At 39.9% G+C, this 22,140-nt stretch carries 18 protein-coding genes; 3 read left to right on the plus strand and 15 right to left on the minus strand.

From position 1 onward, the window contains the following. Positions 1 to 41 precede the first annotated feature (41 nt). Positions 42 to 461 carry a MarR family winged helix-turn-helix transcriptional regulator gene (locus tag CBW18_RS12990; RefSeq protein WP_088301765.1) on the minus strand — a complete coding sequence of 140 codons (420 nt, stop codon included), beginning with the start codon at positions 459 to 461 and terminating at the stop codon, positions 42 to 44. A 558-nt stretch (positions 462 to 1,019) separates the two neighbouring features. Here CBW18_RS12990 and CBW18_RS12995 point away from each other — a divergent pair. Further along, positions 1,020 to 1,460: an Hsp20/alpha crystallin family protein gene (locus CBW18_RS12995; RefSeq protein WP_088301766.1), complete on the plus strand. Its 441-nt coding sequence runs from the start codon at positions 1,020 to 1,022 to the stop codon at positions 1,458 to 1,460. A gap of 55 nt (positions 1,461 to 1,515) precedes the next feature. Here CBW18_RS12995 and CBW18_RS13000 read toward each other — a convergent pair whose 3' ends face one another. From CBW18_RS13000 to CBW18_RS13045, 10 genes are read right to left on the minus strand one after another with little or no spacing between them, the layout of a single operon-like run. After that, the gene (locus tag CBW18_RS13000) at positions 1,516 to 2,454 is read right to left on the minus strand and encodes a phosphatase PAP2 family protein (protein ID WP_088301767.1); all 939 of its coding nucleotides are present in this window, start codon (positions 2,452 to 2,454) and stop codon (positions 1,516 to 1,518) included. Position 2,455: 1 nt separating this feature from the next. Further along, complete coding sequence (locus tag CBW18_RS13005) at positions 2,456 to 3,079, minus strand: sterol desaturase family protein (protein WP_322974924.1); 624 nt, start codon at positions 3,077 to 3,079, stop codon at positions 2,456 to 2,458. A 1-nt stretch (position 3,080) separates the two neighbouring features. Next, the gene (locus CBW18_RS13010; protein WP_088301768.1) at positions 3,081 to 4,364 is read right to left on the minus strand and encodes a DUF4833 domain-containing protein; all 1,284 of its coding nucleotides are present in this window, start codon (positions 4,362 to 4,364) and stop codon (positions 3,081 to 3,083) included. Between the two features lie 9 nt (positions 4,365 to 4,373). After that, a complete protein-coding gene (locus CBW18_RS13015; protein WP_088301769.1) occupies positions 4,374 to 6,929 on the minus strand; it encodes a DUF5686 and carboxypeptidase-like regulatory domain-containing protein in 2,556 nt (851 codons plus the stop codon). Further along, positions 6,926 to 7,303, minus strand: coding sequence for a GtrA family protein (locus CBW18_RS13020; RefSeq protein WP_088301770.1), 378 nt, complete (start codon positions 7,301 to 7,303; stop codon positions 6,926 to 6,928). The genes CBW18_RS13015 and CBW18_RS13020 overlap by 4 nt, the downstream gene beginning before the upstream one ends. Positions 7,304 to 7,306: 3 nt before the next feature. Further along, positions 7,307 to 7,747: a phosphatidylglycerophosphatase A gene (locus CBW18_RS13025; RefSeq protein ID WP_172406521.1), complete on the minus strand. Its 441-nt coding sequence runs from the start codon at positions 7,745 to 7,747 to the stop codon at positions 7,307 to 7,309. A 14-nt stretch (positions 7,748 to 7,761) separates the two neighbouring features. Then, complete coding sequence (locus CBW18_RS13030; protein WP_088301772.1) at positions 7,762 to 9,087, minus strand: inositol-3-phosphate synthase; 1,326 nt, start codon at positions 9,085 to 9,087, stop codon at positions 7,762 to 7,764. A 24-nt stretch (positions 9,088 to 9,111) separates the two neighbouring features. Next, complete coding sequence (locus CBW18_RS13035) at positions 9,112 to 10,086, minus strand: NAD(P)-dependent oxidoreductase (protein ID WP_088301773.1); 975 nt, start codon at positions 10,084 to 10,086, stop codon at positions 9,112 to 9,114. Beyond that, positions 10,083 to 11,204, minus strand: coding sequence for a hypothetical protein (locus CBW18_RS13040; RefSeq protein WP_088301774.1), 1,122 nt, complete (start codon positions 11,202 to 11,204; stop codon positions 10,083 to 10,085). Before CBW18_RS13040 ends, CBW18_RS13035 begins: the two co-directional genes overlap by 4 nt. Next, on the minus strand, positions 11,201 to 12,406 hold the full coding sequence (locus CBW18_RS13045) for a pyridoxal phosphate-dependent aminotransferase family protein (protein WP_088301775.1): 1,206 nt from the start codon (positions 12,404 to 12,406) through the stop codon (positions 11,201 to 11,203). The genes CBW18_RS13040 and CBW18_RS13045 overlap by 4 nt, the downstream gene beginning before the upstream one ends. Positions 12,407 to 12,943: 537 nt before the next feature. Between CBW18_RS13045 and CBW18_RS13050 the strand changes: the two genes are divergently transcribed. Both CBW18_RS13050 and CBW18_RS13055 read left to right on the plus strand, forming a co-directional pair. Then, the gene (locus CBW18_RS13050) at positions 12,944 to 13,852 is read left to right on the plus strand and encodes a helix-turn-helix domain-containing protein (protein ID WP_088301776.1); all 909 of its coding nucleotides are present in this window, start codon (positions 12,944 to 12,946) and stop codon (positions 13,850 to 13,852) included. Between the two features lie 96 nt (positions 13,853 to 13,948). Beyond that, a complete protein-coding gene (locus tag CBW18_RS13055; protein ID WP_088301777.1) occupies positions 13,949 to 14,701 on the plus strand; it encodes a hypothetical protein in 753 nt (250 codons plus the stop codon). 234 nt (positions 14,702 to 14,935) lie between these two features. Here the strand turns inward: CBW18_RS13055 and CBW18_RS13060 are convergent, their stop codons facing one another. The 4 genes from CBW18_RS13060 to CBW18_RS13075 form a co-directional block, all read right to left on the minus strand. Then, complete coding sequence (locus CBW18_RS13060) at positions 14,936 to 15,607, minus strand: DUF3823 domain-containing protein (protein ID WP_088301778.1); 672 nt, start codon at positions 15,605 to 15,607, stop codon at positions 14,936 to 14,938. Between the two features lie 9 nt (positions 15,608 to 15,616). Next, on the minus strand, positions 15,617 to 17,470 hold the full coding sequence (locus tag CBW18_RS13065) for a RagB/SusD family nutrient uptake outer membrane protein (RefSeq protein ID WP_088301779.1): 1,854 nt from the start codon (positions 17,468 to 17,470) through the stop codon (positions 15,617 to 15,619). A gap of 9 nt (positions 17,471 to 17,479) precedes the next feature. Then, complete coding sequence (locus CBW18_RS13070) at positions 17,480 to 20,557, minus strand: TonB-dependent receptor (protein WP_216359236.1); 3,078 nt, start codon at positions 20,555 to 20,557, stop codon at positions 17,480 to 17,482. Between the two features lie 589 nt (positions 20,558 to 21,146). Beyond that, a complete protein-coding gene (locus CBW18_RS13075; RefSeq protein WP_088301781.1) occupies positions 21,147 to 22,040 on the minus strand; it encodes a bestrophin family protein in 894 nt (297 codons plus the stop codon). Between the last annotated feature and the right edge of the window lie 100 nt (positions 22,041 to 22,140).

The following is a 22,140-nucleotide window of genomic DNA, read 5'->3' on the forward strand; positions in this document are numbered from 1 at the left end:
TTATGAAGGTAAATAAATGCTTTGCCTGCTATCCCATGGGCCTATCTTTTCATCGCTTTATTTACGATTTTCTTTAACTGAATAAGCTCATCTATTGAAAGGCCTAATGTCTCCACCAATTTACCCGGAATGCAGCTGGCCTTTTCTTTCATTTTTTCGCCTGCATCCGTCAGTGAGATGATCACCATGCGCTCATCAGTCTGGCTTCTTTTTCTCATCAGCATTCCTTTTAGCTCCATTCTTTTAAGTAATGGGGTAAGCGTACCGCTGTCCAGATAAAGTTTTTCACCTAGCTGATTAACTGTTTGCTGTTTTTCCACCCATAAGATTAACATCACCAGGTATTGTGGATAGGTTAAATCCATTTCCTCCAGAAAAGGCCTGTAGAGATTTGTCAGTTCCCTGGAAAAGGCATATAGCGGAAAGCAAATTTGATTTTCTAATTTTAAGAGGTCTTTCATTATTGATCGTTACGATGCAAATATATATTGCACACAATACAATTGTGTATTATTTATGTAAATTTGATTTTAATGTTTTACATCGGGGCTTGCTTTGACCTCGCTGTTGGCATATGAATCGATTCCGGTAAAAGGTCTATCCTATTCTATCTTAATCGTTACATGGCGATTTTGTATTTAAATATCAGTATATTGTGTCAGGCAGTTCAGCCTGAAAGATAAATGATGACAATCTTTCCCTTTCGGATGAAAGTAATAATGAGTAAAAAAAAATCCTTTCTGAATAATTCACCAGAAAGGATTTTTTTGAGATGAGGTTCGTCGTGATCATAGCAGATGCCTGTAGGACTTATTGACAACTTTCAGAAGCTGAAAATTTTACAGTTACTTTCTGAAAAAATTGCAGCAAAAATGAAATTTTTTCAGTCATTCGGGCTTTAATTACTCAAAAAGTCCATTGGCACAGCACTTGATTAACCCCTGATGTGCTTGCAGGTATAGCAGCACTACCATTAATTGATTTATAGTCCATTTAAACATTAAAAGGAGGAAAAAACGATGACATTGGTTAAATTTAATCCAGAGAAAAAGAACAATGTATTAATGCCAGGCTTTAATGACATGTTCGAATCAGTTTTGGAAGACACATTTTTTTCAGGACGCCGCACCAACAACCTGCCATCTGTAAATATTGCAGATGCTCCTGATGCCTACCAGATTGAACTGGCCGCACCAGGACTTAAAAAGGAAGATTTTAAGGTAAGCGTGGAAAGAGACATGTTAACCATTTCTACTGAAAAAAGTGCAGAAACTGAACATCAAGAAAAATCCTACACCAGAAAGGAATTCAATTATTCAGCATTCACCAGGGCATTTACCTTGCCTGATAGTGCCGATATTGAAAGGATTCAGGCCAATTATGCGGACGGGATTCTGAAACTCACCCTTCCGAAAAAAGAAGAAGCTAAAGCCGTTTCAAGGCAAATAGAAATTCAGTAATTAGAGATGCCGCGAAAGCGGCATTTTTGTTATTACAGATTACTGAACAGCCAGATTAGCTGATTTTGTTAATGAACTGCCTGGTATAGTCTTTAAAACGGGTGTATTTTACTAAATAATTGAAACTGAAGATGGCTACAACGGCACAAATCATTCCCCCAAAAACATCCAATACATAATGATGGCTGTTGTAAACTGCTGCAAACCAGATGCCCACAACCAAAATGAAAAAGAAAATATTGATGGCGCCCATCTTGTTTTTCAGGGCATAATAAAGTACTATCAAAGGATAAGACGAATGTAGGGAGGGCATGGCCGCAAAAACATTTGAACCTTTGCTGTATATCCCCTGAAACAGGTGGATATTAAAAAAATGATCAAAACGGGAAAGACCGGCAGTGTTTCCGGCAGTATGGTAAATAAACTGAAAGCCATGTTCCTGTACATACCATGGCGGTGCAGCCGGGAAAGCGTAATAAACCACGAAACCCAATAGATTTACCCATAAAAAGGTAAGGGAGAAATACACAAACTGCTTCCGGTTTTTAAAAAACAAATAGGTGGCAAAGGCCAGCGGGACCGGAACCCACATCAGATAAAAAAGGCCGGTAAGCACATCCAGAAAGGAACTGGTATTTAGTTTCCAGTACTCATTCGGCGTGAGCTCTTGTCGATGAAAATGAATGCCGAAAAGTTTTTTTTCCAGGTGGTATAAATCTGCGATATGAACCGTATTGAAAATATAATTCGGAAAGGCTTTCATATAATCGAAAATAATCCAATAGACCACGAAGATGGAAAAGCCGAGAATAAACTTCCTTGTTCCTGCCGAGATGTAAAACAGTGAATTAAAAATCAATATCAGGATGAGCTGATCTGCTTTAAAACCCACCAGCACAACCGATAGTAACAGGTAAGCCAGAGAAATCAGCGTGGTGGTATAAATTGTTTTAACCGTGAAAAACGAATTTGTACGGGCGATATCATCCTGCATCTTATTTTTTGTCGAAATTAGATTGGAAAATATTATCCCAGAATGTCCAGCTTACACCATAACCTTTGGTTGCATCTGAATAATGGTGAAGCATGTGATGCTGTTTAAGCCTTTTCCAAAAGCCACTTTTAAAGTTGGCGTGGTGTAAAGCATAATGCACCATGTCATAGAACAGGTAACCCAATATGAAACCCGAAAAAAACGGATACACCCTGGTATCCGGTAATACCCAATCGAAAAGAAAATAGAATCCAAGTGCCATGGGTATACTTGCCGAAGGTGGCATCACCAGCCTGTTGGCATCGTTGGGGTAATCATGGTGCACACCATGGAAAATAAAGTGAATTTTTTTACCCCATTCGGCTTCAGGTTCAAAGTGAAATACGAAACGGTGCAAAACATATTCAGTAATGGTCCAGATGGCCAAACCAGCTAAAAACCAGCCGGCGAAAATGATTACCGGCATATTTACTTCCCGGAAGGATTTGTAAAACAGGTAAGCAATTACCGGAACATATACAATTAGCGGCACATAATACTTTACCTTCGAAAGGCTTTCCATAAAATCGCTTTTAAACATCCGGATGGATGCCGGCGAATTTGAAACAAAATTCTTTTTCATCATGCTAAATTTTAATTCGCTCTGTTAATGCTTTTGAAGGGTCATTTGCATCCAAACCTTTAATTTCCACATATTTTACATTAGGCAACCAGAAAGATCCGCCTTCTATTCTGAGGAAAATTCTTTCGATTTGAACTTTCTTATTATTTACGGTTACAAAAACATGGTATTTTTTATCGGCGGCTGATTTATTCAGGTACATCGGCAGGTTTTTATGTGAGACAAAGCGAAGTTCAAACTGCCCTTTTCCGAGGCTCTTGGTCTGTATGCCGTATGCAAATTTCCGCTGGATATATCCCAGTTCCTTTTTTTCACCCTGGTCTCCATAGCGCATCCAGAACACATTTACCGGATTTTGATCCACCACTTCTCCGTTTTTATCTACATTTAACTGGCAGATAATGGTGTTGGTATTGGGATCGCGTTGCAGGTAAAACAACTGATTGCTGATATTCTTCGGTACAGGAAAGTTAAGAGGCGAAGGGTTTTGTGCTGTTGCAGGTAAAACACCCGCACCAATTAGAACCAGTGAAAAGGTAAGGCCAATAATCATTGCAGCTTTGTGGCTGCTTTTCTTTTCAGCCAGTTCCTGTGCTTCCAATCCTTTTTTGGCCTCCTGCAACCGCTTAATCGCCGTGATATTAGTCAGAAGGGCCATCATGGTAATGGGAATGGTGAAAACGGACATGGTTTCGAAAACATGAAAAGATATGCCCGGAACATAGATCTTATAAGCTCCACCAATAAAATGGCCGGTGATACCGCAGGCGATGGCAAAAACACCAATGGTAACCACCCGCTCCGGCCGCTGCATTAAACCACCTTGGCATGCTATCCCTAATCCTTCTGCCCTGGCCCTGGTATAACTCACCATCATAGAGCCAATTAAGGCAATAAAGGCAAAAAGAGAGCTCAAAAAATAGTGATGTGATACCAGGTAATAACAGATGCCGAGAAACATAATCATTTCACTGTAACGGTCCAATACTGAATCATATAATGCACCGAATTTTGAACTCATGTTTCCCAGTCGGGCTACCTGGCCATCAAGCATATCAAACAAGCCCGCAAAAAGCACCAGGGCGCCGCCCCAGCCCACATACGACATGTCGCCGCGATTGGATTTTTCGGCACCCATCACGAAAATAACCGCAACCCCGATATTTAAAATTAAACCGATAGTGGTTACCGCATTGGGCGTTAATCCTATTTTAATTAATCCCCTCACAAAAGGATTAATGACTTTATAAATGCCCAGTTGTAAACTGTCTCTTAAGTTTGCTTTCATAATCAATTTTTAGAAATCGAATTTTACCCTTGCCCTGATGCCCCATTCTGATACCTCCGGATGATTAAGGTAATTGAATCGCTTAACCAGATCAACCCGAAGTAATTTAAAGATATTCCCTACCCCTACGCTGCCTTCCATATAAGGATCATGGCCAAGGGCATAGGTACGTTTAGAGCCATCTTCATAATCGGGCAAACGATATAATCCCGGAGTTAAAGCCGGATTATTTTCATCACGTAAACCACCATACAAAGCTTTAAATGAAAACACCTCCCTTAATTTTAATTTTTTAAGTAAAGGGATCTTATTAAAGAAAAAGCCATTGAAATTGTGATCGATATTTATGCTCACGTAATGATCGCTGACAAACTCCAGGAAGTTCATCAGGTTATATGAATTGAGCTGGTAAGCATAGGTTTGATTGGCCCGGTGAATATCCAATAGTGGAAAAGGAACTTTTCCGGCAATGTAGCCGCCTTCAAAAGTAACATCACTATAGCCCAGCTGAGAAAGGTAAAATCTTTTATCAATACTGCCCATCATATTATGGTAATTATATTCGCCGCCCAGCACACCTTTTAAACCTGCAGTATACCTTAAATTGAAAACCGGATAACGGTCTGCGATGGGGATTCGGTAGATCTTTCCCTGGTAAAATTTCTCATTGGGTGCATAACGCAGTTGTACCGATACTTCACTGGTGGTTAAGCGATTAACGAGTTGGTTTGCGTCATTTTGATAAAACAATCCGCCTGCAGGTGTCTGACTCCATTTCTTCAGGCCTAAAGTGTAAGAAAAATGATTTTCAAACTCTTTCACATAATCTACCCGATAAAAATCGTTGTAGAGCAACATGTCATTTACACCGCGTTTAAAGGATAGCAAAAAGTTATCTTCCTGTACAAACTGAAGTTCCTGGCCGGGAATTTTGGTGTCTCTCTGAAAACTGGCCCTGATGTAATGTTGTGGAAACTCATAAATGGATTTATTATTGATGGAATAGGTACCGGAAAGAAAGAATTTCCATTTTTCATCCCTAAACCCATAAGCCGCATAATTTTCGAAATAGTATCGTTTACTTAATTCAGGAGTGGTTCTTCCGCCTAAACGCAAGCGAAGCCCTTCAACATTATTAAAACTGTAAAAGGTATTTACCGGTCCGATTTCATAAGGCCCCAGGTTCTGGTATCCTGCAAAAAGCAGCGTGACAATTTTCATGGTACGCTTAAACGATGGCAGGTTTTGAAGCGTGTCAATATTCTTATAAATTTTTAACTGGCTGGCAGATATGGTATCCAGCCTGTTTTGCTGCCAGTATAAATCATTCTTTTTCGCCGCATCAGCCAGAACGACTTTATTTTTTCCCTGAAAGATCGTATCTGGTAAGGTGGTGTCAAACTGATAATTTTTATAGGTAACCGTGCGCTCACCGGTAAAACCTATGCCCTTGCCTTTTCCCAGTCCAAAATCAGACAGCAAATTACTTTTAGAGAGGTTATATTTTCCTAAGGCATTTGGTTCGAAGTTTAAGTCGATTTTCATTGCCCTGACAAAATTCAGGTTGATGTTTTTATTTACCCCTAACGTTGCACCTGTAACGGCATAATGACCATCATTGGTTACATAAAGCTTGCCCTCAAACAGCATGTCACCTGTATTTCTTGGTGTAAAGGATAGCTCAATCATTTGCGGCTTCTGGTTCTTTAATGTATCGGTAATAAAGAACTTGTAAAAATTGGGGGAACCATTTGCAATCGGACTCAAAAAATCGTTGCTCATCACAGAGATATTATTCTGATAGATATCAATGTCCTGATACATCCGGTCAAAGTAGGTTTTCATCCCTTTATTGTCAATATAGCGGTTATCAAACTCCACCTGTTTCTGTGCTTTCACCACTGTTTTTGATTTCTGCGGATCTTTACTCAGGTATTGGTCAGATAAGCTTTCCTGGATGTAGATCGGTAACAGGTTTTTACCGCCTATCAAAGTGGAATCCTGTTCCTGAAATAAGAACTGGTAATTGCGGAACATTTTCTTGTTCTTAAACTTCTCTGAAACATTACTGACCGAGAACAGCATTTTCTCATATTGCTGGTAAGCTACAGTTTGATAACTTTTAATTCTGTTTTCATCCTTATGTGCAATCACCTGGCGGATCAATTCAACCGCTGGATTATCTTTATTACGATACCTTACTTTTTTTCCGCCCACAACCATTACCTCATCCAGCGAATTGGCACTGGGTGATAAAACTACATTAATGGTCTGGTTGAGGGAAGGTGTTATATTTTTAGTTAATATACTGTAACCTACATAATTGAAACTCAAGGCTGATTGTGGCAGATTGGAACTGATGGTGAAATTTCCATTGAGATCGGTTTGTGTGCCGATTTTGGTATCTTTAAAAAAAACTGATACATAAGGTAAAGTTTCTTTGGTACCGGCATCACGAACAGTGCCCGAAACCGTAGTAGATTGCGCAAGAACATTTCCTATACCCAATATATTTAATATTGAAAATAAGCAGATAAAGAATGGAATACTAAACTGACGTTTCATTTAACAGAAAAAATAAACTGTTTTTGCATGATATAATTGTAGCTGATACCAACCGTAACTGATACGAGCAATTTAGAGAGCATGTAATTGAGGTGATAAAAATGTGTAAGCAGATAAACGCCTGAGGTAAGCAATGCTAAATTCCCAGTCCATACGATGATATATTTTACTACCTGCCACCTTAATGCTTTGGCATGTGCCTGAAATACCCAGTTTCTATTGATGTAGAAATTGATCACACCACCAGTAATGGTTCCGGTAATACTTCCGGCCAGGTACCATAAACCAAAAAGCTTTACTGCAGCCAGGGTAACTAAAAAATCTGCTGCAGAGGCCATTAGCGATGAAGCCTGGGCTTTAAAAAACCGGAGCATCACTTATAGTATTTTAAAGATGATCACCAGCTGCAGGATCACATTGGAATAAACACCGGCAAGCACATCATCAGCCATTACGCCCAAACCACCAGGCAGTTCTTCCATCCTTTTAATATACAAGGGCTTCAGGATATCAAAAAAGCGAAAGAGGACTAATCCTAAAAGCATATATTCCCATCTTACCGGCACACAGAGTAAAGTAATACACATTCCCGCCACTTCATCTATCACCACGCGCTGATGGTCTTTGCCCCAAACATCTTCTACCACATCCGCACTTCGAACACCCTGAAGTGTTATTAATATCGTAATCAGGATGGCATTGAGCCCGGGGTATTGGTAACCAGCCTGGAAAAAGTACCAGCAAAGACAAGTGGCTATGGCCGCATAGGTGCCGGCGCCCTTCCCAATGTACCCGATTCCCAGGCTGGTTGATATCATTTTATGAATAAGCACTATACCGTTTCTATAACTTCTTCTTCATAATCCTGCCCCAGGTGCGTAATTAAGTCTTCACCCATGATGTAGCGCAAGGTATTCTGCAGTTTCATTAACTGTTTGAAAATGTCATTTTCTGCCGGTACACCTGGAATGGTTTGAGGTGATTTCAGGTAGAATGATAGCCATTCCTGAACGCCAGACATATTTGCCCTCTTCGCCAGATCGATAAATAAAGCCAAATCCAGTACAATTGGTGCAGCCAGGATAGAATCACGACATAAAAAGTTAATCTTGATCTGCATTTTGTAACCTAACCAGCCGAAAATGTCAATATTGTCCCAACTCTCTTTGTTATCGCCATGGGGCGGATAGTAATTGATTCTGATTTTGTGGTACATATCACCATATAAATCCGGATTAACCTCTGGTTTGAAAATATCTTCCAGTACACCCAGTTTAGAAACTTCTTTGGTTTTAAAGTTATCCGGATCATCCAGTACCAAACCATCGCGGTTACCTAAAATGTTATCAGAGAACCAACCGTTTACCCCTAATGAACGTGCGGCTAAACCCGGTGCCAGAATGGTTTTCATTAAAGTCTGACCGGTTTTAAAATCCTTACCCGCAATCGGTGTATGGGTTTCTTTAGCCAGTTCAATTAATGCCGGGATATCTACGGTTAAGTTAGGTGCTCCATTTGCGAAAGGGATACCCAATTTCAGTGCTGCATAAGCATAAATCATACTAGGCGCAATTAACGGATCATTATCGATCAATCCTTGCTCAAATGCAGCAAGCGATTCATGAACAGCAGATGGTTCAAAATAAATTTCAGTAGATCCGCACCATACCAGAACAATACGGTCACAGTTGTTGGTGGCCTTAAAGTTTTTGATGTCTTGCATCACTTCCTGGGCCAGCTCATATCTGGTTGCAGCGTCTTTAACATAAGTACCTGTTAAATTTTTCACATAGTTATGATCGAATGCGGCACGCATAGGCTTGATGGCCTGTAATTCTTCACGAACATCACGCAACAGGTTTGCATCTAAAACCCTTGCATTTAGTGCCGCTTCATAAACATTATCCTCATATACGTCCCAGCCACCGAAAACCAGGTTTTCGAGATTGGCCAAAGGCACAAAATCTTTAATTTTTGGTTCTTTTTTTTCCGTTCTTTTACCAATTCTGATGGTTCCCATTTGGGTTAAAGAACCAATTGGTTTAGACAAGCCCTTCTTAATGGCCGCTACCCCCGCAATCATGGTGGTTGCAACTGCACCGAGCCCTGGCATTAATATGCCAAGCTTGCCATCAGCTGATTTTACATCTTCTTTCATTCTATTTTTATTTAAGCTTTTAATTTATAACCATTTATTTTCCTTGTACCAGGCAATGGTTTCATTCAGCCCGCTTTCGAGCTGGTAATGGGGTACGAAGCCAAGGTCTTTTTGTATCTGATCTATATTACAGGTCCAGTTCAGGGCGGTGATTTCATTAATTTTATCCATGTTGAGTGCAGGCACCTGGTCAAAAAAGCCCAGGGTCTTTTCCAGTGTCCAGGCAAGCCCTTTAATAACCGGCATAGGCACTTTAAGTACAAATGGCCTTTTATTTAAAGCCTTGCGTACATAAGCGGCAAGCGAAAATTTGCTGTAGACCTGCCCGTCAGAGATGTGGTATGTTTTATCTGTTAACTCAGAAAACAGTGATTTAATCATCACCTTTGCTAAATCAGTGACGTAAATAAAACTCAGTTGCTGCTCCTGTGCACCTGCATGCAGTTCAAAACCTGAATTAATTCCTTTGATGAGGATGAAAATATCTTTTTCACGTGGGCCATATACCGCAGTAGGCCTGAAAACAATTAAGGGCAACCCCAGGATCTGATTCAGGTACGTTTCGGCAAGTGCTTTACTCCTGCCGTAATTGGTTACCGGATTGGCGCGGTTTTGCTGATCATTTGTGATGGGGCCGCGGGCAGCCAGGCTACTTAAAAACACAAATTTTTCAATTTTATGTGTAGATAAGGAGGAAGCTACAGCCAGGTTCCTGGTATATGTGGCGTTGATATGAAAATAGTATTCCCGGTTTTTTGCTTTGGTTGTGGCGGCTGCATGAATGATATAATCATATTTATATTCATCGATGTTCTGTCTTAACTGGTATATTGATTCAAAATCCAGTTCTACGTAATTGATATCAAATTTTTTAAGATGTGACACTACACTTGATTTCCGAACGTTAATGTAAACTTCCAGATGATCTGCCAGGGCCGCTTCGATTAAGTGATAACCTACAAAGCCTGTTGCACCCGTAATCAATACCCGCTTTTTCATATTGTTTTTTCCAGAATCCTGTATTTGCGATACAGCTTTCCGCCAATCGCTTCAATAGGCTTATTAATCAATTCATTATGATCAAGTGTCCAGCTGGCCTCCGCATATTTCATGTTTTTTGCTGAAAAACTTTTAATAATGTGCCCATACAAACAGGCCTCAATGCCCATTTTGCGATAGCCATCTACTACACCCAATAATAAAATCCTGATGCCATCAATCTTCTTTTTCCCGCTGAGGAGTTTAATTAAACCCGTTGGAAACAAGCGTCCACGTTTAATTTTTCTCAGGATCTGGTTGATGTCAGGAATGGCTAATGCAAATCCTACAATCTGGCCATTTTGCTCGGCCATTACACAGAAATCGGGATCAAGAATTAATTTCAGGTCGTTAGCGGTATAATCAAATTCCTTATCGGTCATGGGTACAAAACCTAAATTTTTATCCCAGGCTTTATTGTATACTTCACGCAAGGTCTCACGCTCGCTGTTGAAGTTTTTCATATTGATTTTACGGATGATAATGTCATTACGTTTCAGGCGCTCCTCAATCTTATCGATTAAACCAACTGAACGGTCATTGTAATTTCCTGTGGTATAGCGGTATGCCCGTAAATCCACATGTTTGATAAAGCCAACCTCCGCTAAGAGCGTCAGGTAATATGCGGCATTATAGGGCATCATGGCCACCGGCGGCCCATCAAAACCTTCTATCAGTAAGCCACAGGTTTCATTGGTAGAGAAATTCGTTGGTCCTAAAACTTTGGTTAATCCCTTTTCCGTTAACCATTTTTCAGCGGCACTGAATAATAAAGCCGCTACTTCCTGATCATTAATACAATCAAAAAACCCAAAAAAACCATCCTTGCCACCATAAACTTTATTGTGACTGGTATTATTGATGGCGGCTATCCTACCCACTATCCTGTCATCTTCATAAGCCAGGAACAGCTGAATTTGAGAATGCTCGTAAAAAGGATGTTTACCTGGTGTAAGCAGATCACGTTGTGCAATAAACAGTTCCGGAACATAATTTACATCATTCACATACAGATCATGTGGGAAATCTATAAATGATGCCAGTTGCTTTTTAGTGGAAACTTCGATGACCTTTTTCATAATTTTACACCATCTAATTCAATGTTTACGGCCTTAAATGCAGCTTCGATTTTTTCAACTGCGGTTTCGATCTGTTCAAAACTGTGTGTTGCCATCAGTGAAAACCTGATAAGAGAAGAATCAGAAGGTACTGCAGGAGAAACCACCGGGTTTACGAATACACCGTTTTCCTGCAGGATATTGGTGATCATAAAAGTTTTGGTATTGTCCCTGATATAAATCGGAAGGATTGGACTATTGCTGTGGCCGATATCAAAGCCAGATTCCATCAGTAATTTTTTTGCATAATTGGTATTGTCCCATAGCTTATCAATGCGTTCCGGTTCAGATTCTATGATATCCAGGGCAGCAATCACACTGGCTACTGCAGCTGGTGGCATGCTGGCGCTGAACATCAGCGAGCGCGCACGGTGCTTAATGTATTCAATGGTTTGTGCATCACCTGCGATAAAACCGCCCAATGAGGCCAGTGATTTACTGAAAGTCCCCATAATCAGATCAACACCATCACTCAGATTAAAGTGGGAGGCTGTACCAGACCCGTTAAAACCGATCACGCCTAAACTATGGGCATCATCCATCATCACATTGGCACCAAACTCATCAGCAATTTTCACGAGTTCGGGCAGGTTAACCAGATCGCCCTCCATACTGAAAATACCATCAGAAACGATTAGTTTGGCCGCATCTTCCGGCAGCCTGCTGAGTTTCCTCCGCAAATCATCCATATCATTATGGGCATATTTGATCGTTCTTGAAAAAGAGAGTCTGCTGCCGTCAATAATAGAAGCATGGTCATATTCATCCAGGATAAGGTAATCATTCCGCTCCAGCAGGCAGGAAATCACACCTAAATTCACCTGAAAACCAGTGCTGAACAATACGGCGGCTTCTTTAGATACGTATTCGGCCAGTTTGTTCTCCAGCTGGATATGAATATCAAGCGAACCGTTAAGAAATCTCGAACCAGCGCATCCGGTTCCATATTTATCAATGGCACGTTTGGCCGCTTCTTTAATTTTAGGATGATTGGTTAAACCTAAATACGAGTTTGAACCAAACATCAATACCTTTTTCCCGTTGATAATGACCTCTGTATCCTGTGCGGATTCTATAGACCTAAAATATGGATATAACCCTTGTTCTTTAATCAGGGTAGCATCTTTAAATGCGTCGATCCTATCTCTTAATTTTTTGCGCATGCTATGTGGTAATGATTGCTTTGTTCACGTATTCTGGAAAACCGTATTCTAATAGATTGTACGAACTGACTGCTGAATTTAATGTTCAACAGAAGACATCATTTCGAAACAATTTGATAACGCAATTTTAATCCAGATTAACACCTGAAAAAAGGTTGAAATGTGGGAATTATTGGTCAAAATGTGGGATGCGCAAAATGTGACATTCAGATGAATTGACTTTTCGACTTACTGACTTTTAATGCAAAAAAGTAAAACAGTTAAAAATGAGTTTATTGCTGATCACAAACAATCAATTCACTGTTTATCAGTGAATTGATTAAAAATACTATTAATCAAAAGATTGAAATCTAATCAGCGGATAGTCATTTTTTAAATAAATAAATCAAAAAATGAGGTAGAATATTACATTTGCTGAGGTCAAAAAAATCAGATATTCCAGGCAACTTTTAAGAAAATAGTTCAGGCTAAATTATCAAGATAAGATATGTGCTTTTTGAATAACAGGTTAAGGCTATATTAACAACCAACCCCTTCATGCAAAGAACTTCAAATCATAATATCCCTCAAAAAACAGGGTTAATTTACAAGCCAGATGATGGTGAGGGATTGGAAGTTTCCAGAATTGATCAGCTTTCTAAAGGCATTTGTAATAACCAACCTTTCAGAGCCTTGTCCTTTGCGTTTATACTGGTCGTAAAAGGACGTATTCATATTAAAACCAACTTTATAAATGAAACATTAAAAGAGAAGGATGTATTTTTTGTTTTTCCTGACACTGTATATGAAGTGACAGATCATACAGACTTCTCCTTTATCAAGATCACATTTAATAAAGATTACCTGTCTAAATCAGGCATTTTCCTTACTGCAGCGCAGCATTATACCATATTTCAAAGTAAGGCTATTCATAAATTTTCCTTAAAGCGCGAAGAATACCAAGACCTGTATCATGATGTAATCGCGCTGGAAAAGAAGTTAAAAATTGCTGCTGATATGCCCTATAGAAATGACATTATCAGAAATAGTTTTATTGAAATTCTTTACGATTTATTGCTAAACTTTAATAACCGGGAGCATTTCGAGCTGCCAAAAAGAGATAGCAAGTCTGAAATGACGACTAAGTTTCTCAATCTGCTTTCCCTACATTTTAAAAAAGAGAGGCTGGTAATCTTTTATGCGGGTAAATTATTCATCACCCCAAGACATTTGTCGCAGGTGGTCAAATCTGTAACCGGAAAAACTGCGGGAGAACTGATTGATGAGATCGTAATTGGTGAAGCGAAAATCTTGCTGAACAATTATTCACACAACATATCCAGTGTTGCAGAGGCATTGAATTTTGCTAATGCTTCCTTTTTTGGAAAGTATTTTAAGAAAAATACCGGAATATCACCCTCGGTTTACCGAATGGAAAACCGTCTTCCACATCAAAATATATTTTAAAAGCTAAAGCATTTTCATACAAAAAGGCCAGTTTCCACTACATATTGACCTTGATGGCGGATCAGTTTTTAAAGAATTTTGATTCAAATTTTTATCATGATCAGTCAGCCCGATATTCACGTCCCGTATAATTCTAAAAATCAATTCAAATCTGAAACATTAAGTTCTTCTGGTTTGATCACGATGTTCATAAAGTTCATCATTTATGGAATCGCCATAGTTGGTGTCGCACAGTTTCTGATGTGGCAGGTGACGAGGGAACAACAGGGAATGAAATTTTCTGAAGCATCTGCTGTGGAAGTATTACAAAGTATATTGCTCCTCTTTTCCGGTATCATCCTAACCTATGGTATTGTGATTTATAAAAACTGGAGGCCGTTGCTCTTATTAATAGCTGAATTCCTCTTTATTTCGCTGGTGCGCGAACAGGATGCTTACCTGGATCTGCATTATTTTGATGGCGCATGGCAAACCATTGTCATCCTGTCTCTGCCTTTTCCCATTTATTTTGCCATCATCAGGCGTAAAAAACTAATAGATAACCTGAAAGTATACACCTCATTATTTGCTTTCGGCATCATGATATCAGGCATTTTGACTACCTATATCTTTTCAAGATTGTATGGTAGAAGAATATTCTGGATGGCAGCCATGGAAAACGGCTACATGCGGGATGTAAAAAACATATCTGAAGAATCATTGGAAACATATGGTTATTTACTGATTTTTATAGCGAGCATCGAACTCATCTTTCTGATTAAACGACTGGATGTACGGTCAAAAAATGCGATTAAAGTGGCTTCCAACGCTGATGCCAGCACATTTAAAATTGTTCAGCCTGGATCTTAGTTATCCCCTGGATTAAGGATTATTGATTTCAATTATTTTTCCTGGCTGTAATCTACCTCATAAAAGATTCTCCGGTATTGATGACAAAATTTATGTCATTTAAAATGTGATCCTAAGTCTGTCGAAGGACTTGTGAAAAATATTCTTAAGAATATCCGACAGACTCAGGATGACAAATTTTAACTGAACTAATCCTGTTGCAGCTTCTTTTTGCTAGCAGGTTATATGTTAGCTTTATTTGAACTCAATTCGTTGCGGAGCAGAAAATAAAGCTTCACCTACCCCATTTGTTTTCACCGCCAGTCTTGCATACATAAAGTTTCTGGATGCAAGTGCCGCCGGGATGTTCACTGTAATTGTACCTGACTGTCCGATGACTATATCTGCGGCCAGTTTTTCTGCGCTGGCATCCTGCCGCGTATTATCAACAATCATGGTGGTACCCAGATACAGGTTAACACGTTCCAGTACGCTTGTGGATGTAACTTGCTGCACTGTAAATGTTGCGCTAACGGTATTGCCTGATTTGTTAAAAGACACATTACCAAAAGTAAAATGAGGCACAACCGGAACATCAACCTGGGTATTTCCACTTACTTTAACCGCAATTGAATCAGGATTATCCAGCCACGGCCCATTTCCGCGCAGGCGTACCAGCTTATAATCACCATCAAACAATGTCGCAGAAAACGTTCCATCCTGCGCTACAAAAACCGGAATTTTAGTAAAAAGTGAATAGCCATGCTGCCAGAGCTCAAGCTGAACACCATCAGAACGAACGCCAACCGTTTGATTCTGGTAAAGGATACGACCTGTTAGTCTGGATGTTGGCGCATCATAGTTATCCTTTTTGCAGGAGAAAAATGCCATCAGGCAGAATAATACGATATAACTTATCTTTTTCATGGTAGTTGATTAATGAAATGGATTACGAATAATTTTAGGGTTATTATTAAGTACAGCCTGTTCAATGGATGAATAGTAATTCCCAATTTGATAAAAGCGTGGTGCTTTAAAGCGTGGTGCAACCTGCTTAATAAAAATGTATTTATCATGACGGGCAGCATCACCCGGACGTACTACCCGGTACGGGTACAAAGCATAAAGCATGGCATCAGGACTATTTGTACTGCCATTCCATACCTGATCTGCAATTCGCCAGCGGGCAAGATCCCAAACACGGTGGTCTTCAAAGGCCAATTCTACCCTGCGCTCATTGCGAATGCGATCGATGGTTAGCGTGCTTAAACTGTTAGCGCCAAATCCAGCTCTTTCACGCAAGGTATTCATATAGCTTAAAGCGCTTGCCGTTTGGCCAAGTTCAAAAGCAGCTTCAGCGGCATTCAGGTATACCTCTCCTAACCTGAACCTGATCCAGGCAATATCCGTACCCCTCGTACGGGTACTGGCTAATGGCGTATTGTCTATAAATTTACGCAGGTAAAAACCTGTATTCGATAAGTCAAGCGCAGAACGTTGAGGTCCATCCAGGCCGGTAAGGAGTTTCCCATCCGTATACCTGGCACCTAAATCTCCTTCAATAATCTGATAGCTAGTTCCATTCCACAATGCCACTCCGGCCTGGATGTTCACCGGCGTATTGCGGAAACTTGTTCCGGGATAAATGATGGTTCCGTATAAACGGGCATCTTTATTCGCGAAAATATCCTGGGTATTGGTATAATAAACATAATCGCTATTATCTGCGTTCCGGGTTTTCAGGTTTCCGGCAGTACCATCCAGGTACTCGTACTTCTCTACCAGATTTAAAGTTGGTGCAATTGCAGATGAAGCCAGGTTATCTTCCCTTAATGAGCGGGCAATGTTATCATAACTGAAACCATGTTTAAATCCTTTAGACTGTAAAAAATCCTGGATTAAAATCAGCTCCGGATTACCGGTTTTCTTGGTAAGTGCTTCATAAAAATTCTCACCTAAATTTGCCGCATTCGATTTGTACAAGGAATACGGCCCTGCTATTACCTGCTTTGCAGCATCGAGTGCTTTATTGTAAAAATCAGCAGCGCGTTGTGCCGGAATCCCCACTTCACCGCCTGGCAGCGTAATCGGACTGGCCATCAGATTATTGTATTTGGCCAGCGAACCTGCATACAACATGGCTCTGCATTTCAAGGCCAATACGGCATATTTATTTGCGCGAGAGGTGCTGCCGTTATTTTCAATATGATTTACAATGGCATCAAGTTCAGTACCGATAAAATCATATACATCTACTTCTTTACTTCGTGGCAACTGCAAATTGGTGGCATCTCCACTATAATCATAAACCAGAGGGGTAGTGACCAAGGGTACACCGCCCATTCTTTTTACCATTTCAAAATAATCATACGCACGAAGGAAGCGAAATTCGGCATTAAACTGGGCTTTCTGCTGGGCTGTTAATTTGGTGCTTTTTTGTACGCCTTCAATGCCGAGGTTTACATCCCTGATAAAGCCATAATCCCAAAGTCTCCATCTGTCTACCGGATATGAAATGATATTATTCCGGTATTCATCCCCGGCATTTCCGCTTCCAGACCATACTGCATCATCATATGCCGTGTGTTCGGTCCAGCGATTGGTTAAGGAAGCATCGGTTGGAATGCGATTATACAAATTGGCTAACACGCCTTCAATCAATTTTGGGTCACCATAAACCTGATCTTCAACCACTATACTCTGTGGTTCACGTTCCAGGAAATCTTTCTTGCAGGCGTTAAATATGATGGTACAAATGATGAAGCCGATATAAATGTTAATATTTTTCATTGCAAAATTTTAAAGTGTTAGGTTAAAACCGAAATTAAACAAGCGTTGCTGAGGATATATGACTCCGTTAGTTGAAGAAATCTCCGGGTCAATTTCAAATTCCTTCAAATTGTCTAAAGAGAAGATGTTGGTTCCATTCGCATAAACAAATACATTTTTAAACCCAATGCTTTCTATCCATTTTTTGGGTAGCGAATAGCCTACTAATAAGTTTTTTAAACGGAGATACCGAACATTGGTGATCCAGAAATCATTGCGGTAGGCAAAGTTTGATAAGCCTGGGTTATCTTTTCTTAAGGCGGGATAAGTACCTGAAATCCATTCACTGTTAGGATTAAATGGATCGGCACGGTGCCAGCGGTCATTCAACAGATAGGCTGGTGAATTTCCATTGTTCTGAAACGGAATCTGCAATTCATATTCGCGCTGAAAAGTCTGCATGCTGGCACCTGCAAAATCAAACTGCAGGGTAATCCCTTTCCAGGTTACACTTCCGTTAATACCTATATTTAAATAGGGCAAACCACCTTGTGCATAGCCAATCGGGCGTTGATCCATATAATTGATAATGCCATCGCCGTTGGTATCTTCAAATTTAAGGTCACCAGGCAATAAAGTGCGGTTTCCCTGTCCGTCGTTATTGATCGCATAATTATCGATCTCATCCTGCGACTGGAAACGACCAAGTACATGATAACCAAAATTAACGTCAGCCCATCGGTCAACACCACTGTTCCGGTATTCATCCCAGGAATTTCCGAACCGTGGTTTATAATAATCGAGGGTGCGCAAGCGTGAAAGTGTGGCATTTGCACCGATAGAATATTCTACTTCCCTGATTTTACTGCGGTACGTCAGGATACCTTCCATCCCACGGTTAGCGTCTGAATTCAGGTTATCGTTTGGCAAAGCATAACCTACCTCGCTAGGCAGTAAAATATCATATCGCGGAGCCGGAAGTCCGGTTCGCTTACGTTCAAAAAAATCAAAGGAACCTGTTAATTTATTATTGAATAAAGCAAAATCGATCCCGATATTTTTAGATATACTGGTGATCCAGGATAAATTTGTAATGGGCAATCCCCTTGGTGAAACACCGGTTACCAGTGAACCGTTAAACACGGCTCCACCATTGGCATAATCATAACCCTGCAAATAGCTGAATGGTGCAATCAACGGATCATCAGTATTGCCGTAAGGTTGACGGTCTGTACCGGTCTGACCATAAGAAACCCGAAGTTTAAGGTTATCTACGAATTTGATTCGGTTGAAAAATTTTTCCTTTGAAATGATCCAGCCTGCAGATACGCCGGGGAAAAATCCAAATCTGCTGTCTTTTCTGAATAGAAATGATCCGTCATACCGGCCCAGCGCCTCCAATAAATACTTTTGTTTATAGTTATAATTGATACGGGCGATATAACCTGCCCTGGCCGAAACGCCATAAGTATTTCCTAAAGCAGTCTGATCTGCAAAATACATCAAAGGCACCGTATTATTAGGTGGATTACTGATCAGTTCTATGTAATCATCGGTAGAATCGTAGCGCTCATAGGCGGCCACCACATCAAATGAATGTTCACCGAACGATTTTGCGTAGTTTAACTGAAACTGACCGAAATTTTCTTCGATTTCTCTACGCTCTTTTCTCCTGAATGGATTTTGATTGCCACCATTAATATTATAGGTGTTTGTAGCCGGATCATAAGTGTAGGCATTATAAGTATACTCAAAGTTCTCTCCAACATTAGTAGTATAGTTGTAAGAATATGTGGCTTTGGCTATCAAACCAAACGGAAAACTATACTGCGCATAAAAGTTGGATTTCAAAGCCCTCCAGTCGCTATCAGCATAGCCAGAAACATCTTCTGCATAAGTTGCCGGGTTCACATTGATATTGTGTGTGGCATTAATGTAATTCGGGTTATCATTTGCATAAGGCCGCTCCGTAGGCCAATTGGTATACAGACTGAGTAATGGATTAAAATAATCATCATAACCCGGTACACCGGTTTGGTGGCGGCGTTCCAGTCTCGCAGCCAATTGCGTTCCTATCTTCAATCCCTTGGCTAAACCGGCGTCTAAATTGGCCTGGACATTGGTACGGTTAAAACTAAAATCTTTGATAACAGCCTCCTGATTAAGGTGCGTGGCAGATATAAAAAAGTTAGTATTGTTTGATCCGCCTGATGCATTGGCAGAAAGGTATCGCTGTGGAACATTCGGCCGGATAATAAAGTCATAATAGTCAAAACTTTGAAAGCCGGGTTCATTTCCTGCCTGCCATTTATTAAGCAATTCGCGCGTCCAGATAGACGTCCTGTTCAGGTTTTGATCAGACTCTGCCAGGGCCCGTACGTAATCGCCTGCATTGGCTGGCTTTGGCATTCGGGTGAAATTCTGAAGTCCGTAATATGAAGATACGCTAATGGTAGTGGGTTGATTTGATCTTCCTTTTTTAGTGGTAACCAATACCACGCCGTTCGCAGCACGAAGGCCGTAAATAGCTGCTGATGCATCTTTTAGGATTGAAATACTTTCAATATCATTCTGCCCGAGATTATTAAACTGTCCGGCATCTGACGGTACGCCGTCAATTACGTAAAGCGGTGAACCCAGGTTCCTGATCTGTAAATTAGTGGTACCACCAGGCCTGGCATCAGTTTGACGGGTATTTACCCCTTGAATTTTACCAACCAATGCACCAGAGGTAGTTATTGCAGGTGTGCGCATCAGGGCATCAGATTTAATATCACTTACTGCACCGGTAATTGTTGCTCTTTTTTGAGCACCGTAGCCCACTACAACCACCTGATCCAATGTATTATCCTGGGCGGCTAAAGAAACATTAATAGTAGTACGCTGGTTCACCACAATTTGTTGTGTAACATAACTTAAATAAGAAAAAACAAGTGTTGATTGAGCATTTGGTACCGTAATTTTATAATTACCTGTTGCATCTGTTTTGACAACAATAGTTGTACCTTTCAAAAGCACATTCACATCAGGCATTCCCAAGCCCTTTTCATCTAAAACTTTTCCTTTTACAGCAATCTGTGCGAACGCAACAAATGAAATAAACGTCATTACAACGGTTAAAATCAATTTAAAAAACGTCCTTTTGTAAATAAAGACTTTCATAAAGTAGTTGTTTGGTTTATATAAATTAATGATTAGAATTTCTATTCTGAAGGGATTTTAATGGCGATTTCGGCCTGAAATTCAAGATATTGCATCCTCAACAAAGTTTAAGTTGAATTAGGCAATCCTTTTCTGTTCCGGCTGATGCTGGCTTAATGGTAATTAAGCATTACGATATGGAGGGATTTATCCGGTATGGCTGGAAAGAAAAAAGAATTATTTTTTCCGGATTGTATTCGGATTGGAATTGGCCATCATTTGAAGCCGGTGATTGCATAACAATCTGTAAGAATGCTAATTTCATATCAATATATTTGGTTAACCTAAATTGAAATTGCGCAACAGGTAGTTAACCTGATGGTGATGCAATTATTCAGACAGACCAAATATACTTATTTATTTTACAAACGTAGTCATAACGTTTGTAAAATAACGGTACTCGATTTTCTTCATGGAAACAGGCTGATTTTATGGTAATGAATCCTTAGTATATTATAGGATATGCAGGCCATATCCCGATCATCGGCAATTTTCACTACATGGCGTAATAACCATGTGGTGCTAACGGCTCAGGAACATGATCTTCTTCCAGCAATTGCTTGATATTGATCTCTATGGTGGTGGCAATTGTGGTAACAGCGGTATCTGTGGGTTTATTGTTAAATGGTTCCTGAAGATGGGTTGCAGACTTTTCCAGCAGAAAAAACGCCGACGATATCACCAATAATAAAGGAATTTCGAAAAAACTGTCTATATTATTTAAGGCTATAGAAAGCGTAACCACGAAGATATAGATGAAAAAATGTAGAAATAAGCGATATGTTTTTGGGAAAACGGTTGTTTTTATCCGCTCAGCCATTCCCATCGAATTAGAAAAATTAACCAATGTATTGTTAATCTGTATATGACTAAACAATTCAAGATTACCGCTTTCTCTCAAAGCTGCTATTTGTAGTGTGTTTAACTGCAATAAAGCAAGCGGTTTATTATTATGCTGCTTAATGGAATCAATGTCTTTCTGGCTGATATAGCGATCCAGATTTTCAAGCGCATCGTTGCCTCTTAAACTTTGCCCTAAACTAAAACACCAGGCAATATGCCTGTATGCCAGTTCTTTTATTTCGTTACTTTTTGATTTGGATATAAATGACTGGAGCTGCAATACAAAGCTACGGCTATCGTTCACGATGCTGCCCCATACTTTTCTGGCTTCCCACCACCTGTCGTATGACTGGTTAATTTTGAAAGAAAGGATTACCGAAATCGCCGTACCTATAAATGTTGGTATAGCGATGGGCATCTGGGGAATCAGGTATTTAAATTCAGCAGTGAGATAGTTCACCAGCAGGCCAATAATCAGGACATAAAGCACTTCGAGTTTTATTTTTCTTAAAATATAGGCAGCAGGAATCGTTTTATTCAGAAGCATATTTTTCTATCAATATTATTTTAAAATTTAAAACTAAGCTAAACAACGTATAAAGCCATATGAATGTTTTCAGGACTTTCTGTAATACGCATGATCCCTT

This window comes from Pedobacter sp. AJM (assembly GCF_002197755.1).
Taxonomy (GTDB): Bacteria; Bacteroidota; Bacteroidia; order Sphingobacteriales; family Sphingobacteriaceae; genus Pedobacter.